General features: G+C 56.7%; 20 protein-coding genes. 4 read left to right on the plus strand and 16 right to left on the minus strand.

Annotated elements, in window-relative coordinates; translation table 11 throughout:
* Positions 1–100: 100 nt before the first annotated feature.
* Genes KGP22_RS06575 through KGP22_RS06585 form a run of 3 tightly spaced genes read right to left on the minus strand, consistent with a single transcriptional unit; the run spans position 101 to position 3,059 of the window.
* A complete protein-coding gene (locus KGP22_RS06575; protein ID WP_111963822.1) occupies positions 101–1,063 on the minus strand; it encodes a YbhN family protein in 963 nt (320 codons plus the stop codon).
* A complete protein-coding gene (gene clsB, locus KGP22_RS06580; protein ID WP_111963823.1) occupies positions 1,063–2,301 on the minus strand; it encodes a cardiolipin synthase ClsB in 1,239 nt (412 codons plus the stop codon). The genes KGP22_RS06575 and clsB overlap by 1 nt, the downstream gene beginning before the upstream one ends.
* Entirely contained in the window at positions 2,298–3,059 is a 762-nt protein-coding gene (locus tag KGP22_RS06585; RefSeq protein WP_111963824.1) for an endonuclease/exonuclease/phosphatase family protein, read from the minus strand. Before KGP22_RS06585 ends, clsB begins: the two co-directional genes overlap by 4 nt.
* Positions 3,060–3,192: 133 nt before the next feature.
* Here KGP22_RS06585 and KGP22_RS06590 point away from each other — a divergent pair, with 133 nt between their 5' ends.
* A complete protein-coding gene (locus KGP22_RS06590; RefSeq protein ID WP_014883088.1) occupies positions 3,193–3,603 on the plus strand; it encodes a YbhQ family protein in 411 nt (136 codons plus the stop codon).
* Here the strand turns inward: KGP22_RS06590 and KGP22_RS06595 are convergent.
* From KGP22_RS06595 to cecR, 5 genes are read right to left on the minus strand one after another with little or no spacing between them, the layout of a single operon-like run.
* Positions 3,565–4,671: an ABC transporter permease gene (locus tag KGP22_RS06595; RefSeq protein ID WP_039261395.1), complete on the minus strand. Its 1,107-nt coding sequence runs from the start codon at positions 4,669–4,671 to the stop codon at positions 3,565–3,567. The two genes, KGP22_RS06590 and KGP22_RS06595, sit on opposite strands and share 39 nt — an antisense overlap.
* Positions 4,672–4,680: 9 nt before the next feature.
* Positions 4,681–5,814 carry an ABC transporter permease gene (locus tag KGP22_RS06600; RefSeq protein ID WP_223581692.1) on the minus strand — a complete coding sequence of 378 codons (1,134 nt, stop codon included), beginning with the start codon at positions 5,812–5,814 and terminating at the stop codon, positions 4,681–4,683.
* Positions 5,804–7,543, minus strand: a complete 1,740-nt coding sequence (locus KGP22_RS06605; RefSeq protein ID WP_223581694.1) for an ATP-binding cassette domain-containing protein — start codon at positions 7,541–7,543, stop codon at positions 5,804–5,806. The genes KGP22_RS06600 and KGP22_RS06605 overlap by 11 nt, the downstream gene beginning before the upstream one ends.
* Entirely contained in the window at positions 7,536–8,531 is a 996-nt protein-coding gene (hlyD, locus tag KGP22_RS06610) for a secretion protein HlyD (protein WP_223581696.1), read from the minus strand. Before hlyD ends, KGP22_RS06605 begins: the two co-directional genes overlap by 8 nt.
* Positions 8,528–9,205, minus strand: coding sequence for a transcriptional regulator CecR (gene cecR / locus KGP22_RS06615; RefSeq protein ID WP_223581698.1), 678 nt, complete (start codon positions 9,203–9,205; stop codon positions 8,528–8,530). Before cecR ends, hlyD begins: the two co-directional genes overlap by 4 nt.
* 205 nt (positions 9,206–9,410) lie before the next feature.
* On the opposite strand from cecR, the gene rhlE reads away from it, so the two are divergent.
* Together rhlE and dinG are read left to right on the plus strand one after the other, a co-directional pair.
* Positions 9,411–10,790, plus strand: coding sequence for an ATP-dependent RNA helicase RhlE (gene rhlE / locus KGP22_RS06620; protein WP_133294033.1), 1,380 nt, complete (start codon positions 9,411–9,413; stop codon positions 10,788–10,790).
* A gap of 97 nt (positions 10,791–10,887) precedes the next feature.
* Positions 10,888–13,065: an ATP-dependent DNA helicase DinG gene (gene dinG, locus KGP22_RS06625; protein ID WP_111963830.1), complete on the plus strand. Its 2,178-nt coding sequence runs from the start codon at positions 10,888–10,890 to the stop codon at positions 13,063–13,065.
* On the opposite strand, the gene KGP22_RS06630 is transcribed toward dinG, so the two are convergent.
* The 5 genes from KGP22_RS06630 to KGP22_RS06650 all read right to left on the minus strand — a co-directional run bounded on the left by KGP22_RS06630 (position 13,052) and on the right by KGP22_RS06650 (position 18,412).
* Positions 13,052–13,555 (minus strand): fimbrial protein, encoded by a 504-nt coding sequence (locus tag KGP22_RS06630; RefSeq protein WP_149366206.1) that lies wholly within the window; start codon positions 13,553–13,555, stop codon positions 13,052–13,054. The two genes, dinG and KGP22_RS06630, sit on opposite strands and share 14 nt — an antisense overlap.
* Positions 13,552–14,544, minus strand: coding sequence for a fimbrial protein (locus KGP22_RS06635; RefSeq protein WP_223582405.1), 993 nt, complete (start codon positions 14,542–14,544; stop codon positions 13,552–13,554). Before KGP22_RS06635 ends, KGP22_RS06630 begins: the two co-directional genes overlap by 4 nt.
* A 20-nt stretch (positions 14,545–14,564) precedes the next feature.
* Entirely contained in the window at positions 14,565–17,066 is a 2,502-nt protein-coding gene (locus tag KGP22_RS06640; protein WP_223582407.1) for a fimbria/pilus outer membrane usher protein, read from the minus strand.
* Positions 17,067–17,132: 66 nt separating this feature from the next.
* Entirely contained in the window at positions 17,133–17,807 is a 675-nt protein-coding gene (locus KGP22_RS06645; protein ID WP_111963833.1) for a molecular chaperone, read from the minus strand.
* Between the two features lie 68 nt (positions 17,808–17,875).
* Positions 17,876–18,412 carry a fimbrial protein gene (locus KGP22_RS06650; RefSeq protein ID WP_111963834.1) on the minus strand — a complete coding sequence of 179 codons (537 nt, stop codon included), beginning with the start codon at positions 18,410–18,412 and terminating at the stop codon, positions 17,876–17,878.
* 266 nt (positions 18,413–18,678) lie between these two features.
* Between KGP22_RS06650 and ybiB the strand changes: the two genes are divergently transcribed.
* Positions 18,679–19,641, plus strand: a complete 963-nt coding sequence (gene ybiB, locus KGP22_RS06655; protein ID WP_111963835.1) for a DNA-binding protein YbiB — start codon at positions 18,679–18,681, stop codon at positions 19,639–19,641.
* A 116-nt stretch (positions 19,642–19,757) separates the two neighbouring features.
* Here the strand turns inward: ybiB and ybiJ are convergent, their stop codons facing one another.
* The 3 genes from ybiJ to mcbA all read right to left on the minus strand — a co-directional run bounded on the left by ybiJ (position 19,758) and on the right by mcbA (position 20,959).
* The gene (gene ybiJ, locus KGP22_RS06660; protein ID WP_023310874.1) at positions 19,758–20,018 is read right to left on the minus strand and encodes a DUF1471 family protein YbiJ; all 261 of its coding nucleotides are present in this window, start codon (positions 20,016–20,018) and stop codon (positions 19,758–19,760) included.
* 285 nt (positions 20,019–20,303) lie between these two features.
* A complete protein-coding gene (locus tag KGP22_RS06665; protein WP_115874557.1) occupies positions 20,304–20,570 on the minus strand; it encodes a DksA/TraR family C4-type zinc finger protein in 267 nt (88 codons plus the stop codon).
* A gap of 122 nt (positions 20,571–20,692) precedes the next feature.
* Complete coding sequence (gene mcbA / locus KGP22_RS06670) at positions 20,693–20,959, minus strand: DUF1471 family periplasmic protein McbA (protein WP_111963837.1); 267 nt, start codon at positions 20,957–20,959, stop codon at positions 20,693–20,695.
* Positions 20,960–21,050 lie beyond the last annotated feature (91 nt).

Below are 21,050 nucleotides of genomic sequence, written 5' to 3' on the forward strand. Positions count from 1 at the left end.
GTTTTGCCGGGTGCGGTGCGGTTTGGTGCCCTCACCCTGACCCTCTCCCACGGGTGAGGGAACAAACACTAAAAACGGCAACAAGGTTGCCGTTTTGCTTTTATTTCGCCAGCGCCTTCTCGTTCTTCGCCCGTAACTTCTTCGCCCGGCTCTCCAGCACCAGATAGCAGACCGTTGCCAGCGCCAGCGGCAGGAAGTAATACAGCATGCGGTACGCCAGCAGGGCCGCAATAATCGTTCCCTGAGAGACATGCTCCCCGGCCAGCAGGGCAATAAATACCGCTTCCAGCACGCCGATCCCCGCCGGAATATGCACAATCACCCCGGCAATGCTGCTCACCAGCAGCACGCCCAGCACGAAGAAGTAGTTCACGTCCTCGCCGATTAGCAGCCAGATAATGGCCCCCATCGCCATCCAGTTGGCGCTGGAGACCGCCATCTGCAGCACCGCAAACTTCCACGAGGGCAGCACCAGCTTTTGCCCCTTGATGGTCATATGGCGGCGTTTAGCAAACGCGCAGGCCCACAGATAAACGGCGATAATCAGCAGGAGTACGATGCCCAGAATGCGCAGCGTGGCCTCATCGATATACCAGTGCGCGGGTAGCTGCACCACGCCGATGGTGAAGATCACCCCGCCGAGCAGAATATAGCCCAGCCAGTTGGTGGTGATGCTTAACGAGAAAATGCGCGTGATGGTCCCGCCCGGCAGGCCGAGCCGCGAGTAGAGGCGATAGCGCATGCCAATCCCGCCGACCCAGGTGCTCAGCGTCAGGTTAAAGGCGTAGCAGATAAACGACACCAGCATCACCTGACGTTTGGCCAGCTTGTGGCCGCAGTAGGCGCGACCCAGCAGGTCATAGCAGCCGTACATCAGGTAGCTTACGATAACCAGCCCCGTCGCGCCCAGCAGCACCATCCGGTTATAGTTGCGGATAACCTTCCACACCTCTTCCCAGTCAACTTTCTGCGCGTAGACCACCAGCAGAACCGCGACCGCAATAAAAAACAGCCATGTCAGGATCTTTTTTGCCAGCCGCCAGCGTGGATGCGATTTCGACATCAGGGTTTGCCTCCATCTTCCGCTTCTATGCGGTCCTGGGTTTCCATTTCGGGTTGTACCGGCGGGTCCACCTGCGCCAGCTTCGGCGTATGCGCCGGCAGCCAGCCGACCATCGCCGGGAAATGCCGCAGGAAGTGGAACACCACCACGCTGATGCCCAGGTTCCACCAGGTGCGTTTGGGAACCATGGACTCATCCACACGCACGCAGTCATTGACGATTAGCGCCTGCAGGTTATCCCGCAGGGTCTGATTAAACTGACGATCGTGAATGATCAGGTTAGCTTCAAGGTTAAGCGATAAGCTCAGCGGATCGAGATTGCTGGAGCCCACGGTGGCCCAGTGATCGTCCATCAGCGCGACTTTGCCGTGCAGCGGCCGACGGCGGTATTCGTAGATCTGTACGCCGCCCTTCACCAGATAGTTATAAAGCAGCCGCGCCCCGACTTTGACGATCGGCATATCCGGTTCGCCCTGCACAATCAGCTTCACGCGTACCCCGCGCCTGGCCGCATTGCGCATGGCGTGCAGCAGGCGATAGCCGGGGAAAAAGTAGGCGTTAGCAATAATCACTTCGCGCTTCGCGTTGGCGAGCATCTTGAGATAATGACGTTCGATATCGTCCCGGTGCTCGCCGTTATCACGCCAGACGAAAAGGGCCTGCGCTTCGCCGGGCTTTCGGTTCTCTTCCGGGCGATGACGTCGTCGCCACCAGCGGCGAACGGCCTCTTTCCCCGGCAGGTTCTCCAGCTCAAACAGCAAAATGTCCTGCACTACCGGGCCTTCAATGCGAATGGCGTAATCCTGCTTCGCTTCCGGGCCGTAGTCGGACATATGCTCCGCGGAGTAGTTAATGCCGCCGACAAACGCCACCGTCTCATCCACCACCACAATTTTGCGGTGCATCCTGCGGAAAAGGTTGGTCCGCATGCCGAAAAGGCGAGGGCCGGGATCGTAGTAGCGGAACACCACCCCCGCGGTGGTCAGTTCGTTGACGAACGCATCGCTGAGGTCCGGCGAGCCATAGCCATCCAGCAGCACTTCAATTTTGACGCCGCGCTGGGCGGCGCGCAGCAGCACGCTGTGCAGCTGCTTGCCGACGTTGTCTTCGAACCAGATAAAGGTTTCGAGGATCACCTTCTGCTGAGCGTTATCAATCGCCTTAAACACGGCCGGGTAATACTCGTCCCCGTTGACCAGCAGCGTGATCCGGTTGCCTTCCTGCCAGGAACATTTCATAGGTGGATCTCCGCGCTGAGCGGCGCATGGTCGGAAAGATGCCGCCAGTTGAGTAGCGCCAGGGCGGTTGGGCTGCTGGCGTGGGCATTTTTCACATAGATGCGGTCAAGCCGCAGCAGCGGGAAACGGACCGGAAACGTGCGCGCAGGCCTGCCGTTGGCGCGCGTAAAAATCTCCTCCAGTCCGGCCTCCACCTTCAGCGGATGGTTTGCCCGCTGTCGCCAGTCGTTGAAGTCGCCCGCGACCACCACCGGTTCACCTTCGGGAAGCGCATTGGTCCATTCGGCCAGCATTTTCAGCTGCGCCTGACGATGGGCTTCGCGCAGGCCAAGATGAACACAGCCCACGTGGATGGGCAGCTCAAGGTCGGGCGGGGTAATGCGGCAGTAGAGCAGGCCGCGTTTTTCACTCTCCCCGACGGAAACGTCGCGGTTTTCATAATGTTCAATGGGATAACGCGACAGCACCGCGTTGCCGTGATGCCCTTCCGGATAGACCGCGTTGCGGCCGTAGGCGTAATCACTCCACATGGTGTCGGCCAGAAATTCATAGTGCGGCGTGTCGGGCCAGTTCTCAAAGTGAAGCGGATGCACTTCATGTGCGCCCATCACCTCCTGCAGGCAGACAATATCCGCGCTGACGGTGCGCACCGCGTCGCGCAGCTCCGGTAAAATGAAGCGGCGGTTAAATGCTGTGAAGCCCTTATGAATGTTTATCGTCAGCACCTTAAGCGAGAAATGCTGCATTTTTTTCGTCATAAGCTCCTTCCTGAGTGACTATCCCAATGAAAATAAAGTGTAGTCGGCGTCACAAAAAGATGCGGCGTTACGGAATTTTCCGTAAAGTGCGGTAGTCTGATTAAGCAGAGAAAAATCCTTCAGGAGAGAAGCCATGAAGTGGCAACAACGTGTTCGTGTCGCAACTGGCCTGAGTTGCTGGCAGATAATGTTGCATTTACTGGTCGTGGCCGTACTGGTGATGGGCTGGATGAGCGGCACGCTGGTGCGCGTTGGCCTGGGGCTATGCGTCCTTTACGGCGTCACCGTGCTATCGATGCTGTTCTTACAGCGACACCATGAAGCGCGCTGGCGCGAGGTGGGTGACGTGCTCGAAGAGCTCACCACCACCTGGTACTTTGGTGCGGCGATGATTGTTCTGTGGCTGCTGTCACGCGTGCTGCAAAACAACCTGCTGCTGGCCCTGGCGGGTCTGGCAATCCTCGCAGGGCCCGCGGTGGTCTCGTTGCTGACCAAAGAGAAAAAGCTACGCAATGTTGCGTCTAAACATCGCGTACGCCACTGAGCCCGTCGTGGCCGCGATGACCAGTAGCGGCCACAAACTTCCCCAGACGATATCCAGACTCGCATCCTTCAGATAGATTTGCTTGGTGATGTCCGTAAAGTGTCGAATCGGATTTACCCACGTCAGATCCTGTAGCCATACCGGCATGTTCTCGACGGGAGAAACATAGCCCGAGAGCAAAATCGCGGGCATCATAAAGACGAATACCCCGATAAACGCCTGCTGCTGCGTCGAGCAGAGCGCCGAGATCAGCAGCCCAAACCCCACCAGCGACAGCCCGTAAATCACCATCGTGAAGTAAAACAGCGCCAGCGAACCTGCGAACGGGATCTGATAGGCCCAAATACCAACTCCCAGCACGATGGTGGCCTGGAACGTCGCGACGATCAGCGCCGGCACCGCTTTGCCGACGAAAATTTGCCAGGTGGCGAGCGGGGAGACCAGCAGCTGATCCAGCGTGCCCTGTTCACGCTCGCGGGCGACGGAGAGAGAGGTCACAATCATTACCCCGATGGTGGTGATCATGGCGATCAGCGACGGCACCACGAACCACTTGTAGTCCAGATTCGGGTTATACCAGTTGCGCACCACCAGCTCGCTGTTGTTGGGCTTCGGTTTGCCGTCCATCAGCTCCTGCTGGTAATCCTTCACCACCTGCTGCAGATAGTTGGCGGCTATCTGGGCGCTGTTGGAGTTACGCCCGTCGAGGATCAGCTGCATCGGCGCAGTCTGGAAGGTATCCAGATTACGGGAAAAATCCGCCGGGAACCGCACCAGCAGCAGCGCTTTTTGCGTGTCGATGGTGGGCTGGATCTCCTGCGGGCTTTTCAGCAGCAGGATGTGGGTAAAGGCTTTCGCACGCGCAAAGCGCTGCGTTAGCTCGACGGAGTGTTTGCCGTTGTCTTCGTTGTAAATGGCAATGGTGGCGTTGGTCACCTCCAGCGTGGCGGCAAACGGGAACAGTAATACCTGGATCAGCACCGGCAACACCAGAATGGCGCGGGTTTGCGGCTCGCGCAGCAGGGATTGCAGCTCTTTGCGTATTAACGTCCATAAACGGTGAAACATGCGCACTCCTTAATCTAACCGCCGTTTGGTTTTCATCCACGTCAAACCGATAAACATCACCGCCGACGCCATTAAAAACAGCGTGTTGATAATCAGCACTACCGGAATATTCCCCGCCAGGAACAGGCTTTGCAGCGTGCTCACGAAGTAGCGCGCCGGGATAATATAGGTCACGGCGCGGATGACGGCAGGCATACTGTCTATCTGGAAGATAAACCCTGAGAGCATTATTGACGGCAGGAAAGCGGCGTTCAGCGCCACCTGCGCGGCGTTAAACTGGTTGCGGGTGATGGTGGAGATGAGTAACCCCATGCCAAGCGTGCTGAGTAAAAACAGGCTGGTGATAAAGAACAGCACCACCAGCGAGCCGCGATACGGCACGCCGAGGATAAAGACGGACACCAGCATGCAGAGCAGCATCGCCAGCATGCCGAGGAAGTAGTAGGGAATAAGTTTGCACAGCAGCAGCTCGACGCGCGTCACTTCGGTTGAAAGCAGCGCCTCCATGGTGCCGCGCTCCCACTCGCGGGCGATCACCAGCGAGGTTAGGATCGCGCCAATCACCGTCATGATAATCGTCACCGCGCCCGGAATAATAAAGTGCTGGCTGATGGCTGCGGGGTTAAACCAGTAGCGGGTCTGTACGTCGATCAGCGGTTTAAATTCTTCACCCCGATCTTCCGCCCGCTGCATTTGCCACAGCTGCCAGATCCCCTCCGCGTAGCCCTGCACGAAGTTCGCGGTGTTTGGCTCGCTGCCGTCGGTAATCACCTGGATCGGCGCATCGGTATTTGCCCGCGCCATGTTGGCGGCAAAATCCACCGGAATGACGATCAGACCGCGAATCTTCCCGGCCTGCATCTTCTGGATCAGTTCCTGACGATTGTCGCTGATGGTGGCGTCAATGTAGGGCGAACCGGTCATGGCGTGGGTAAAGTCCAGCGCCTCTTTGCTCTGCTGCTCCAGCAAAATCCCGACCCGCAGCTTGCTGGAATCCAGGTTAATGCCGTAGCCAAAGATAAACAGCAGCAGCAGGGGGATCACTACCGCAATCAGCCAACTGCTGGGGTCACGCACGATCTGCCGCGTCTCTTTAATGCACAGCGCGCGCACCCTGCGCCAGGAAATGGCCTTACTGCGCATGGGCATTCTCCTTATCCCAGTCGTGGATGAGGGTGATAAACGCCTGCTCCATGGTCGGGTCCGGTACCTCATCGTCGGCGGCCTGGTTTTTCAGGTCGTCCGGCGTGCCGTGGGCAATCAGCTTGCCGCGATACACCAGCCCGATGCGGTCGCAGTACTCCGCCTCGTCCATGAAGTGGGTGGTCACCATCACGGTCACGCCTTTTTCCACCATGCTGTTGATATGCAGCCAGAACTCGCGGCGGGTAATGGGATCAACGCCAGACGTGGGTTCATCCAGAAACAGAATATCCGGCTCGTGCATCAGCGAGCAGGCCAGCGCCAGCCGCTGCTTAAAGCCGAGCGGCAGCTCGTCGGTGGCGTGTGAAGCAATGTTCGTTAACCCGAAGGCATCGCTCATGCGGCGGATTTTGTCGTTCTGCGCCCGCCCGCGCAGGCCATACACGCCGGAGAAAAAGCGCAGATTCTGCTCGACCGTCAGGTTGCCATACAGGGAGAATTTCTGCGCCATGTAGCCCAGGTGCTGGCGCGCCTTGCCGGAGCTGACCTTCAGGTCCATGTCCAGCACCAGCGCCTTGCCGGACGTCGGCACCAGCAGGCCGCACATCATCTTAAATGTGGTCGATTTTCCCGCACCGTTCGGCCCGAGCAGACCAAAAATCTCGCCGCGCTTCACGGCAAAATTCACGTTATCGGTGGCGGCGAAATCCCCGAACTTTTTGGTGAGGGATTTGGCTTCGATCACCGTTTCGCCCGGCGTGCCTTCCACCGTGTGCAGAATCGCCCCAAGCGGCGATTCTGACGTGCCCGCGCCGCCCAGCAGGTCGATAAACGCGTCCTCAAAGCGCGGCGCGGTCTCTTCCATCTCTATCGTCGGCATGCCGGGCGCATGGCGAATATCGTCGACTGTGGTCTCTTTTTTGAGGATCACCCGTACCGAGCGGCCCTGAATCATCCCGTCGCTGACCTGCGGCAGTTTGAGCACCCGCTGCAGCAGCCTGCGGTTGGACTCCTGCGGGCTGTGTAGCAGGAAGCTGCGCCCGGACATGCTCTGCGTCAGCGTCGTAGGCTCGCCCTGATAAAGCAGTTCGCCTTCGTTCATCAGCAGCACGTCACGGCACTGCTCCGCTTCGTCGAGGTAGGAGGTGCTCCAGAGGATCAGCATCCCGTCACCCGCCAGCTCGTGCACCATCTGCCACAGTTCTCGTCGCGAAATCGGGTCCACGCCGACGCCGGGTTCATCCAGCAGCAGCACCTTTGGCTCGCCGACCAGCGTGCAGGCAAGCCCCAGCTTCTGCTTCATCCCACCGGAGAGCTTGCCCGCCAGCCGGTCGGTGAACGGGCCGAGGGAGGTAAACTCCAGCAGGCGGGCGAAGGTTTTCTCCCGGGTTTCGCCGGTGACGCTGCGCAGGTCGGCGTACAGGTTCAGGTTTTCCATCACCGTCAGATCTTCATACAGGCCAAACTTCTGCGGCATATAGCCGAGCATGGCGTGGAGCGCGCCGTCGTCTTTAATCGGATCCAGGCCCAGCACGCTGGCCGAGCCTTCATCCGGCTTCAGCAGTCCCGCCAGCATCCGCATCAGCGTGGTTTTCCCCGCGCCGTCCGGGCCGACCAGCCCGGTCACATAGCCTTTCCGGATAGTGCAGTTCAGCGGCGCGACGGCCGGTTTGTCCATTCCCGCGAAGCGTTTAACCAGATTGTTGAGCTGAATAACCGCGTCATTCATGTCGTTCCCCGTTGTCTACTTTTACGGTGACGGGCATGCCCTGGCGCAGCGCGTCGTCCGCATCGGTCACGATGATGCGCAGGCGATACACCAGGTCGGTACGCAGGTCCGGTGTTTCAACGGTTTTCGGCGTGAATTCAGCGGTAGGGGAGACAAAGCCCACTTTGCCGTGATACGGCTTGTCCGGGCGACCGTCGGTATAGAGCAGCAGCTCGCGGCCCGGCTGCATCTGGCCGAGATTGGGTTCATCAATGTAGGCGCGCACCCAGACCGGGCGAGTCAGAGAGAGCGTTAAGACGGTGCTGCCCGCGCTGAGCATGCTGCCCGGCTCCACGGCGCGGGTCATCAGCGTACCGTCAGACGGTGCGATTAAGGTGGTGTCGTGCAGATCGAGCTCTGCATGCGCCAGCTGCGCCTGCGCCTGTTCAAGGCTGGCTTTCGCCTGGGCGATATCCTGCGGGCGGTTACCGGTGTGGTACTGGCTTAACTTATCCTGCGCGGATTTTAGCGTTGCCTGCGCCTGGTCGCGGGACGAGCGCGCATTTTCCAGATCGTTGGCGGAAATGGTGCGGCTTTTCCACAGCCCCTGCTGGCGCGCGTAGAAGTTTTGCGCGTAGTCATAGGCGGCTTGCGCCTGCTTAACGGCGGCGGCGGCCTGGGCAATCTCTTCGTCGCGATAGCCTGCCAGCATCAGGTCATACTGTGCCTGGGCGACGGACACGCCTGCTTTGGCCTGCAGCAGCGCATTCTCATAGGGCGCTTTGTCCAGCATCCCCAGCGTCTGCCCGCTTTTAATGGCATCGCCTTCGTCCACGTTCAGCGAGGCGAGACGACCGCCTACGCGGAAGCTCATGTTCACCGTGCGAATATCCACGTTACCGTACAGCGTCAGGCCTTTATCCTGATGGCCTTGATACCACAGCCATCCACCGACGCCTGCGGCAAGCAAAACAACGACCACCAGAATGATGGCGACAGGTTTTTTCATGACTTCGGGCTCCTTTGCGTTAAGCCTTGCAGGATCAGATCGAGATGACAGGCGATCACTTCGCCTATCTGCGCGGCTTTATCCTCATCAAATTGTGTCCAGCCGGTGCGTAACAGGATGGTTTCCCTGCCCAGACGGAAGGCCAGAATTTCACCCAGCAGGGCGTGGGTATGCAAAATTGTCTCGGTATCACTGGCGTCCCGCCCGGTATAGGCGGCGATCAGCCGGGTCAGGTGGGTATGCATCGGAGCAAGGACCCGATCGTGTACCCGCTGGTAGGCGGCAGTGGGGGAGAGCTGCTCGCGGGAGATAAACTTGCTCAGGTTGAGCGTATCGTCGTGCGTCAGCAGGCGGATCATGTTGTGGCAGGCTTTGAGGATCAGCTGGCGGATGGCCTCGCGATCGGGCGAGGGCTGGCCGAGCAGCGCGGTGGCTTCCTCTACGTGTGGGTGAAACTGCGTGCCGATAAAATCGGCAATCCACTCGGCGCAGGCGAGATATAAATCTTCTTTTGAACCAAAATAGTAGGTAATAGCCGCAATGTTCTGCCCGGCCAACGCCGCGATATCGCGTGTGGTTGCATGCAGGCCGTACTCACCAAACTGCGCCAGCGCGGCGGCGATAAGCTGGTTTTTGGCCTGTTCACCTTTGGTTGTTGTGGGTGTGGTATTCATGGCGTCATTAAGAATTAATCAATCGATTGATTAAGATTATGCCTGATTCCCGCTAACGTCGAGGGAATGCGGAGGGATATTTTATGCGCCACGTCACAAAAGCTGCTACACTCCGCTCCTTCGCGACATTGTGGTTTTTGTCCTCTCAATTGTTATATCTCCCTGAAAACTACACCTGTGATGGTCGGGGCGGTTCGGAGTTTTTATGTCTTTTGATTCCCTTGGCCTGAACCCGGAAATTCTGCGCGCGATCGCAGAGCAGGGCTACGTTGAGCCAACCCCAATCCAGCAGCAGGCGATCCCCGCCGTTCTTCAGGGACGTGATCTGATGGCCAGCGCCCAGACCGGCACCGGTAAAACCGCGGGCTTTACCCTGCCGCTGTTAGAGCTTCTGGTAAAAAATCAGCCGCACGCCAAAGGCCGTCGTCCGGTTCGTGCCCTGATCCTCACCCCAACCCGCGAGCTGGCCGCGCAGATTGGCGAGAACGTGCGTGACTATAGCCGCTATCTCAACATTCGCTCGCTGGTGGTTTTCGGTGGCGTCAGCATCAACCCGCAGATGATGAAGCTGCGCGGCGGCGTGGACGTGCTCATAGCAACGCCGGGCCGTCTGCTTGATCTCGAACACCAGAACGCGGTGAAGCTCGATAGCATTGAAATTCTGGTGCTGGACGAAGCCGACCGCATGCTCGACATGGGCTTCATCCATGATATTCGTCGCGTGCTGGCCAAGCTGCCTGCGCGTCGTCAGAACCTGCTCTTCTCCGCCACCTTCTCCGACGAGATCAAGGCGCTGGCGGAAAAGCTGCTGCATAACCCGCTGGAAGTGGAAGTGGCGCGCCGCAACACCGCCTCCGAGCAGGTGACGCAGCACGTTCACTTTGTTGATAAAAAGCGCAAGCGGGAACTGCTCTCCCAGATGATAGGCCAGGGCAACTGGCAGCAGGTGCTGGTCTTTACCCGCACCAAGCACGGTGCCAACCACCTGGCTGAACAGCTGAACAAAGACGGCATCCGCAGCGCTGCGATCCACGGTAACAAGAGCCAGGGTGCGCGTACCCGTGCGCTGGCGGACTTCAAGTCCGGCGACATCCGCGTGCTGGTGGCCACCGACATCGCTGCCCGTGGCCTCGACATTGAAGAGCTGCCGCACGTGGTGAACTACGAGCTGCCAAACGTGCCGGAAGATTACGTGCACCGTATCGGCCGTACCGGCCGTGCGGCGGCCACCGGTGAAGCGCTCTCTCTGGTTTGCGTTGACGAGCACAAGCTGCTGCGTGATATCGAACGCCTGCTGAAGAAAGAGATTCCGCGTATCGAAACCCCGGGCTATGAAGTGGACCCGTCAATCAAAGCCGAGCCGATTCAGAACGGTCGCCAGGGCGGTCGCGGTCAGGGCGGCGGCGGTCGCGGCCAGCAGCCGCGTCGTGCCGAAGGTGGCGCGCCGAAGTCATCCGGCAAACCGCCGCGTCGTAGCAACGACGGCAAACCGGCCGGCGAAAACCCTTGGCGCAGCGGCGAAGGCAAGCCGGCAGGGGAAGGGCAGCGTCGACGCCGCCCGCGCAAGCCTGCTAACCCGCAGTAATATGGAAGCCCGGTCGTAAAGCCGGGCTTTTCTTTTTGCGGCAGAGAAGAGAAAGTGCCACAATAGTGGCTGTTTATACAGTGTTTCAGGTTTTCCGATGGCTTTAACCGCTGCGCTGAAAGCGCAAATTGGCGCATGGTATAAGGCGCTACAACAGCAGATCCCCGACTTTATCCCCCGAGCGCCGCAGCGGCAGATGATTGCTGACGTGGCAAAAACGCTCGCCGGGGACGACGGGCGACATCTGGCGATTGAAGCCCCGACCGGCGTCGGGAAAACCCTGTCGTATCTCATTCCCGGCATCGCCATCGCGCGGGAGGAGGACAAAACGCTGGTGGTCAGCACCGCCAACGTGGCCTTGCAGGACCAGATCTTTAGTAAAGATTTACCGCTGCTGCGCAAAATCATCCCCGACCTGCGGTTTACGGCCGCCTTCGGCCGTGGGCGCTACGTCTGCCCGCGTAATCTGGCAGGGCTTGCCAGCAGCGAGGCGTCGCAACAGGATTTGTTGGCGTTCCTCGACGACGATCTCACGCCAAACAACAAAGCCGAGCAGGAGCTCTGCGCAACGCTTAAAGGCGATCTTGATGGCTATAAGTGGGACGGCCTGCGCGATCACACCGATAAAGCCATCAGCGACGATCTGTGGCGCAGGCTCAGCACCGACAAAGCCAGCTGTCTGAACCGCAACTGTCACTACTACCGCGAATGCCCGTTCTTCGTCGCGCGGCGCGAAATTCAGGAAGCCGAAGTGGTGGTGGCTAACCACGCCCTGGTGATGGCGGCGCTGGAGAGCGAAGCGGTGCTGCCGGAGCCGAAAAACCTGCTGCTGGTGCTCGACGAAGGACACCATCTGCCCGACGTGGCGCGCGACGCGCTGGAGATGAGCGCGGAAATTACCGCGCCCTGGTTCCGCCTGCAGCTGGATCTCTTCTGCAAGCTTGTCGCCACCTGCATGGAGCAGTTCCGCCCGAAAACCACGCCGCCGCTGGCGGTACCGGAGCGTCTGAGCGACCACTGTGAAGAGGTATACAGCCTTATCTCGTCTCTGAACAACATCCTGAATCTTTATCTTCCGGCAACCCAGGAGGCCGAACACCGCTTTGCTATGGGCGAACTGCCGGACGAGGTGATGGAGATCTGCCAGCAGCTGGCGAAGCACCTCGAAAAGCTGCGCGGGCTGGCGGAGATGTTCTTAAACGATCTCAGCGAGAAAACCGGCACCCATGACGTTGTTCGCCTGCACCGTATCCTTCTGCAAATGAACCGTGCGCTGGGGATGTTCGAAGCGCAGAGCAAGCTCTGGCGGCTGGCCTCGATGGCGCAGGCGTCGGGCGCGCCGGTCACCAAATGGGCCACCCGTGAAGTGCGGGACGGCCAGGTGCATCTCTTTTTCCACTGCGTGGGCATCCGCGTGGCCGATCAGCTGGAAAAGCTCATCTGGCGCAGCGTGCCGCATGTGGTGGTGACCTCCGCCACGCTGCGCTCCCTGAACAGCTTCTCGCGGCTGCAGGAGATGAGCGGCCTGAAAGAGAAAGCGGGCGATCGTTTTGTCGCGCTGGACTCGCCGTTTAACCACTGCGAGCAGGGTAAGCTGGTGATCCCGCGCATGAAATTCGAGCCGCTCATCGACAATGAAGAGCAGCACATTGCGGAAATGGCGGCCTACTTCCGCGAACAGGTTGAGAGCAGGAAATACCCTGGCATGCTGGTGCTGTTTGCCAGCGGACGCGCGATGCAGCGCTTCCTGGAGCACGTCACCGATCTGCGTTTATTGCTGCTGGTCCAGGGCGATCAGCCGCGCTACCGGCTGGTGGAAACGCACCGCAAACGCATTGATAACGGCGAGCGCAGCGTGCTGGTGGGATTACAGTCCTTCGCGGAAGGTCTGGATTTGAAGGGCGATTACCTGACGCAGGTGCATATCCATAAAATCGCCTTCCCGCCTATCGACAGCCCGGTGGTGATCACCGAAGGGGAGTGGCTGAAAAGCCTCAACCGCTATCCGTTTGAGGTGCAGAGTTTACCTGCGGCATCGTTTAACCTGATTCAGCAGGTCGGTCGCTTGATTCGTAGCCACGGCTGCTGGGGGGAGGTGGTGATTTATGACAAACGTCTGCTCACCAAAAATTACGGCCAACGGCTACTGAACGCTCTGCCGATCTTCCCGATCGAACAGCCGGAGGTGCCCGAGATAAAAAAACGCCCGGCAAAGCCAGCCGCCGGGCGCAAGAAAAGCATCCGTGCTAAGGGGCGCAGTCCTACTGGTAAATGAAGGTTACCTGTACCACGCTGCTGAACGTTCCTGCCGTGACCGGCAATGAGGTGGCGTAATAGCGAGCGGCCAGCGGGAAATCCGCCGTGTGATTGTTCTGGTTGATCAGCACGCTGAAGCTGGCGTCCGGGGCAAGCGAGATCTGATCCTGCGGGTCGGCAAGCTCCAGCGCCAGTCCTTTCGCGGTTCCGGTGCTGGCGAATTTAGTCGGATGAAGGCTGTCTGGCTGACCGTGAAAGGTGGCCGTGGCCAGCACGGAAGTGGTTGGGCATTTTGACAGGGTTAAGTCGAATGATTTCCATTGTCCGGTATCGCCCACATCCTTAAAATCGCCGGTATTCGCGTTGCCCAGATTGACCGTCAGGTTCTGGCTGGCGCTGTCCACCTGGCAGGCGTTGGCGTAAATGTTTCCGCGAACATCGAGTTGAATTTCTTCCGCCAGGCTCTGGCTGGCCACTCCAAGCAGTAAAAGGGTTATTATCGTTTTCATTTGTAGGCTACCGTAATGGTTGCGACGGCATTCGCCGTTCCGGGCGTCACCTCCGAACTGGTTTGTTCGTAAGAGACGCTGAAGGGATATTGCGACTGGACATTGGCATAGGCGGTAAAGGTATTCATATATTGCCCGAAAACAGGTATCTGACCGTTAAAGAGCATTTTCACCCCCACGCCGGTGGCGACGCCGCTTTCCGGCGTTAATTTGATCACGCCGGGAAAATTCGTTTCATAGCCATTGGCACTGGTGATCATCATTTCCGGCTGTACATCCCGATCGCAGAGCATGCCGATATTGAATACCGACTGTGAGACCAGGGTTCCCGGACCGGTAAAACGGCTCACCGGAAAATCACCCAGCGTTACGGTCAGGGATTTAGGTGACACCGAACAGGTCACTGCTTTTACCTGAACATTACCTGAGTAAGAGAGGGTATTAGGGTCACCCAGGGCCTCATTGCGTCCAACTTCAAGGTTGAATTGCGTATTGCTCATCGTCAGTGCGCCTGAAGCCACGGTTTCGCTGGTTTTTACCAGTTCCAGCATCACGTCAAAGCTAAAGGGGATGGTTGAGTCGCTGTTTATCGTACCGGACACCTGGCCTACGGGCACGTTCGCCGAACAAATCTGGTCCGCCGCGCCAGTCACGCGCTGTCCTTTATCATTTCTTAGCGAGATGCCGATACCAGCAACGCCTGTTTCATAGACGCCAGGGAGCCCGGGGATCTCTTTGCCGAAGCCGTTGTAGCACGCGATGATTGGCTGACCCGCATCCGGCGCGTAGTAACAGTTTCCCGATATGTGCACGGTGCGTTCAGTTCCCGGAATGGTCGAACCCACGGGCAGGCTGGTGGAGACTGAAATCGACGTTAATGATAGCAGCGCGGGCAGGCTCGGCGATTGGCAAGAAGCTTTCGCGTGCGGCATAAAGAGTGCTGCCGTCGCCAGAACTAAAAGTAAGAAAAATGATTTTGCTATCTGCATCATGATCGGTCCGGTGTTAATCAGTGACACTGCGCGGCAGCGTTAATAATGTTGGTGTTTTCCTTCTCTTGCATCAGGGCGTAATCGGCGACGCAATGCTCGCTCCGCTCCTTGCCCCAGGAAACGAAAAGGCGTCCGTGCTGCGGCAGTCCGGTGAGATACACCAGTCCATCGTTACCGACGATAAATTCACTGCTCTTATCTTCCGTGGTGACCGTTGCGCCGAAGGGCAGCGGTTTGTCTTTCCAGGCCAGCGTCATTAAGACGCGGTTGCCCACGCGAGTATCGAAGCTGGCGCGAACTATCGCGCCGCGTGTTGGCGTAACCGTCTGCGAGGCGTGCGTCACGTCGGCATCTTCTGGCAGTGTCTCCGTGTCCAGCGAAATTGGGGTGTGATGCCACGGAGTGACAAACGGCACCAGCGTATAGCCGCGATAGTCCGTTTCCACGCCCGTCTGGTTGGCAACGTGTGTGCCATGCGTGCCCGGCGTTTTAATCAGCACCACGGTTTCTCCCAGGGTCTGACCGAAGGTGATGCCGTCAGAGTGGGCGACAATGCCGCCCTGGATCCCGGCGTTCACGGTGTGCTGATGGCTGTCCTGACTTACGCCGCCGTGCACTTCACCGTAGGTGCCTTTGTAATCCGCATTCATACTGGTGGCGGTGTTGTTATTGGCGCTGTCCAGCCCCTGCTGAACGTTCCAGCTCAGCTTGTCTCCCTCCAGCGCGGTACCATTCAGGCCCAGGTTGTGGGTGGTGCCGTCTTTACTGTTGTTCAGGCTGTAGTTTGCCCAGGTGTTAGGCAGCCAGCGGTCGAGTGGAACCGACACGTTGAGGCCGATTTGTCGGTCATAGCTGATGGATTTACCGTCCTCGTCCGTGTCGTTGCTGTTTTTATTGACGCTGTAGCTCAGGCTATAGCTCACGCCGTGCCAGCTGTTGTTGTAGTTAACGCTCAGGGAGGTCATATCCTGACTCTGGCTCCAGTAACGCTCTTTCACCAGGCTTAGCGTCACCGAACCCCACTTGTCGCCCAGGGTCTGGTCGATGGTGGCCTCCGCCCGCGAGCGGCGCTGCTGTGGAGCGGACCAGTCGTTTGCACTGGTCCAGGACTCCATGGTGTCCTGCAGGGTATAAAAGCCTTTGCTGTTGTAGCGATAACCCGCCAGCGAAAAGTTAGTGCCGGTCGCGGTAAAATTTTTGCTATAGCGCAGACGAAGGGATTGCCCTTTGCTGGTTTTGCGCTTTTTCAGTAACGCTTTGGCGCGGGTAACGTCCAGGGAGAACGCTCCGAGGTCGCCAAAGTTTTTCCCTGCGCCGAGCGCGGCGGAGTGGTAATGCGAACTCTGTTGCGTACCGCCGTAAACGGTGACGCCGTGTGACAGGCCATAGATGGCGCTGCCCTGGGTGAAAGGGGTCTTCTCAACCTCTTTATCGTATGAACGGTAGCGCCCCGCAGCGACGCTGTACTTCAGGTGTTTTTCCCGCTGCAGCACAGGCACGGAGGCAAACGGCACCACGAAATGACTCTCGCTGCCGTCGGTCTCTTTTACCGTGACGTTCAGATCGCCGCTGCTGCCGGTAGGGTAGAGATCGTTAATCTCAAACGCGCCTGGGGCGACGGTGTTTTGGTAGATAACGTAGCCATTCTGGCGAACCACCACCTGGGCGTTACTGTGCGCCGTACCGCGTACCACCGGGGCATACCCGCGCTCGCTGTCCGGCAGCATGTCGCTTTCGGTAGCCAGCTGTGCGCCAGTGTAAGAGACACTGTCGAAAACGTCGGCCTGGGTGCTGCTCTGTCCCACGGTCAGCTCGCTCTTCAGCCCCACGATATCGCGCTGGGCATAGGTATAGACCGTGTTCAGCTTGCCGTCGTCCTGACCGCCATCCGAATTGTGGTTCCAGGTGCTGTAATTACGCACGCGCCAGGCACCAATGTTAAAACCGGGGCGCAGGTTAATAAACTGGCTGCTGTTGTCCGCTTCCCCTTGCTGGCGAGCGCGGCTTTGGCTGGCGTTAACGCTATAGTTCAGGATGCCCGCGGTGATCCCTTCGTCATACTCTTTCGGATCGATGTAGCCGCGAGGCACCTGGCCCAGAGCCGACTGGGGAATACTCAGCAGTAGTTGCTGGTTTTTGATGCGGAAAGTTGCCGAGGCCGAAGGAATGGCGCTGAGGTCCGCGCATTCCCCTTTTGCCGCCAGCTTTGGATAATCTTTGGTTTTGATGCCCAGACGCGTTAATTCATCCAGACTCAGGCAAGGCTGCAGTGAATCATCTCCCTGGGCATCTTTTTGTAATGTAAAAAGGACGTCACGTGTGTCGATTTTATTGTTATTGACGAACACCGTGACCTGGTATTTACCTGGCGCCTGACCGGGACCTTTTTCATAAACAGAGAGATCGGTCTTTGCCTGTTCTGGATTATCAATATCCAGCAGGGCAGGGTTAAAATAATCATCAGCGTGGGCCTGCAGCGCGCAGCATGTCACCGCTATTCCAAAAAAAGTGGGCAGCATTTCACGCAGTCGACGTAATAGCGGCTTATTTGTGCTGTACATGATTATTCAGGCGTCAACAGAGTATTAACGAACGGATGCAGACCAGGTTTTACTGATGCTTCCGTAATCGGTAATGACCGACCAGCTTACGGTGTTACCGCTCATATTTGTCGGAAGAGCAAAGCGGGTAGAGGTATTTGGCACAGCCCAGGTCGCTTTTGCCACTTTTTGGCCGTTCAGCGTAACGCTCTGGAAATTCATATAGAAAGGCGTGGGGTTGTTTACTACCAGAGCATTGCCTTCGCGGTGCCATTCCAGTTTGTCAGCAACTTCTTCGGGTTTGCCTTTAATCGATGCAGGGCGATACAGCAATTTAATTCGGGTATTAATGGCTATTTGTAATGTATTAATGCCCTCTTCATGGCTTGAAGAAGGAATGGCTTTAATATTTAACCAGTACAACGACTCGCGGTCTTCTGGCATATTTCCGCCGGTACGAACCACACGCAACACGTTATCTTCTTTAGCGTTCAGACGGAACAGAGGTGGAGTAATCAGAAATGGCGCTTTACCGCCTTTTTTCAAACCGGTATCCACCCAGGACTGTACCAGATAGTTAATCTCATCCGGATTGGAAATCCCAATCGAAGACTCTTTTTTCTCTCCCTGATAAACCAGTCGAGTGCCATTAATAATCACACCTGCATGGGCTGTTACTGCGGTCAGTAAAAGTGCGCTTAATAAATAACTGTGTCGCATAAATCTGTCTCAATGAAAGAGGAAATATTAGCCTTCGCATGAAGACGAATATCTCCTCATTGATCGTATCAGTTATAAATAACTGTAAAAGTAGAGGCTGAGTTAGCCTGGCCAGCAGTGATCGATGCCTGAGTCTGAATATAACGCGCGCCAAACTCCAGATTATTTACCGTCGTTCCAGCAGCTAAAGGATACTGCTTTGAAGGCGTATATAAACTGACAGGCTGTTCGGAAGAATCAACCAGCTGAATCGCCACGCCAGTTGCAGTCGTCGCACCCGGGGTCAAAGACAGCGTGGTGTTATTGTCCGCATCTGGCGTACCACCGAAATTAATGGCTGCAGACGTGACCGTTTCCGGGCAGTCTTTTAACTGAATATCAAATTTCGTTAAGGTGCTGGTAGAGCCTACACCAGTAAATGTTGTTTTGGATACTTTGCCCAGCGCAACATTCAGCGGACTGCTTAAGCCGTTAACGACCTGACAGGCGGAATCGATAATTTCACCTGTGAAGTTAATTTGCCCTTCACCGGTGGATGCTGCGAACGAAGATGCAGAGCATCCCAGCGCGGCAGTAATGAATAAACCTAAAGTGACTTTTTTCATATTTAAACCTGTATATTTCTCCTTTCGACTTCTGCATCACGCATTATTCGAAGTTATGTCTCAACTACTCACCGCTGGTTATTTAATCAGAAAACTCGGACCGGGAAAGGTCCCGCGCGGCTTCCAAATAATTCAATTAATTCTTGCAAAATAAATTTCCTCAACAAAACAATTAATTATAAAATTCAGCAGGGCGGCCAAAAAAACTAACGGCGGAGTCATTATCAGGGCTATATTGTTGATAACCTGCTGTAAGGAGAAATGTCGTGGATTATCGTAAAATTATCAAAGAGGTAGGGCGTGGGAAGCACCATGCCCGCGACCTGGACCATGAAACTGCTCGCGCGCTTTACACCCGTATGCTTAACGGCGAGGTTCCGGAGCTTGAGTTGGGCGGTATCCTTATTGCGCTGCGTATTAAAGGCGAAGGTGAAGCGGAGATGCATGGCTTCTATGAAGCCATGCAGGCACAAACGCTGCGCTTAACGCCGCCGGTGGCAAAACCTATGCCGATCGTGATCCCGAGCTACAACGGTGCGCGCAAGCAGGCAAATTTAACTCCGCTGCTCGCTATCTTATTACACAAGCTGGGATTCCCGGTGGTGGTGCACGGCGTAAGCGAAGATCCCACCCGCGTGCTGACGGAGACCATTTTCGGGATGTTGGGGATTGAACCAACGCGTCATGCCGGTCAGGCGCAGGCTAAGCTGGATGGCCATCAGCCTGTTTATATCCCGGTCGGCACGCTCTGCCCGCCGCTGGAGAAGCAACTCGATATGCGCTGGCGCATGGGCGTGCGCAACAGCGCGCATACGCTGGCAAAACTGGCCACGCCGTTTGGCGAAGATGCCGCCCTGCGTCTCTCCAGCGTCTCGCACCCGGAATACGTGGCGCGTGTGGGGCAATTCTTTGAGGCAATTGGCGCAAGGGCGCTATTGATGCACGGCACGGAAGGCGAGGTTTATGCGAACCCGCAGCGCTGCCCGCAGGTCATGCTGATTGATTCTTCAGGTACGCGCGCCATTCTTGAGCGTGGGGAAGAGAATACCGGCGTGATATTGCCTGAGGCAAAAGATCCCCATACTACAGCCCACTGGATTGAGCAGTGCCTCGCCGGAAATGTTCCTGTTCCGCATTCGATTAAGCTGCAAATGGCCTGCTGTTTGCTGGCAACCGGCGAAGTGGAATCTGTCCAGGCCGGGCTTGAACGTGTGGCGCAGGCGTTTTAGACAAAAAAAAGCCCGTCCAGTGGCGGACGGGCAAGCAAGGGGAACAACAACAGGGTCAATGAGGGTGGAGCAGCTCACCAGAGGGTATGGCGAGGGGACAGCATTCATTCAGTCGATTACTTGTAGATAACCGCGGTACCGCTCAGCTTGTTATTACCGTTAGCGGAAGTAATGGTGTATCCACTTGCACCAGCAGCAGCAGCTTTTTCAGCCAGTTTGGCTTCCAGGCCGTCCAGCGTGGTGGCGCCATCAGCACTGACCACACCGACTTTATTCATGTTCTGTGCCTGAGTAGAAGAGACAGGCTCGACAGCGAAAGCGCCGAAAGACAGAGCGGACAGGGCAACAGCAGCTACAGCATATTTGATGGTTTTCATAATTAATCTCTCGCAGGTGTTTCTGTTAAGGGGACGATGTTCCGTCGATGTGATAAGTATCACGGTTTTTTTCGAGAGATAAAATCGAAGAGAATTGACGTGGTTGCTCAAAAAAATTGAATGACAAATAACTTATTGAATATTAATAAAATCAAATCACCGCTTTACACTTCTTGCGGATACGCTTTACAGAAGTGAAATTAAGGGCACATTTTGCTACGCGGTTCGCTAAAAATCGTGAGCGTAAAGCTAGGGGAGTGCGCGGTTAGCTTAGGTAAAGGAAAGTCAACGTAGCTGGCTGTCTTTCGAACCTCTGCGATTATATCCCGAGTGCGATGAGTTTTTCGAATCTTTATGCTGCTGACAGGTAATACAAAGCCTTACGCCGGGAATGGCTTTTCGGCGCGCTTCCGGAATGGGGTCTCCGCATTCTTCACATTCAGTTAGGCTTTCGCCGCGCGGAATTTCACCGCGGGCACGCGCAACCGCATCTTCAATAGTACTGTTGATCTGTTCGTTAACAGCGTCGTCATTTGCCCAGCCGGAAGCCATAGCGCCCTCCTGAAATCGGTTTAAGCTATACGTTCACTATGGGGTTAAAAAATGAACAATCAAGGTGAAGGGAGAAGAGAACTGCACCCGTTGGGCAGATGCAGTCTTGTGGAAGAGAAAGATTATTTATAGATGGTCGCGGTGCCGTACATATGGTTGTCACCGCCAGCGGAGTTCACCACGAATCCTTTTGCACCCTCCTGGCGGGCTTTTTCAGCAAGTTTAGCCTGTAGATCGTCAAGGTTACTGGCGCGGCTAACCGAAACGGTGCCCGCAGGACGAAGCTGGCTGGTGTCGGTACTCTGGGTCAGCGACTGAACGGCCATGGCAGAAAATGACGCGGTCGTCAGGGCGGCTGCGATAACAGCAAGGGTCAGGTACTTTTTCATAATCACATCCTCATGAGGAAACAACAGGTGATTCCCCTTAAGTTTAGAAGCCTGACGAGTGTGACTTAGCGCAAATATTTGATGATGATCT

The organism is Enterobacter sp. JBIWA005, assembly GCF_019968805.1.
In the GTDB taxonomy this organism is placed as follows: Bacteria; Pseudomonadota; Gammaproteobacteria; order Enterobacterales; family Enterobacteriaceae; genus Enterobacter; species Enterobacter vonholyi.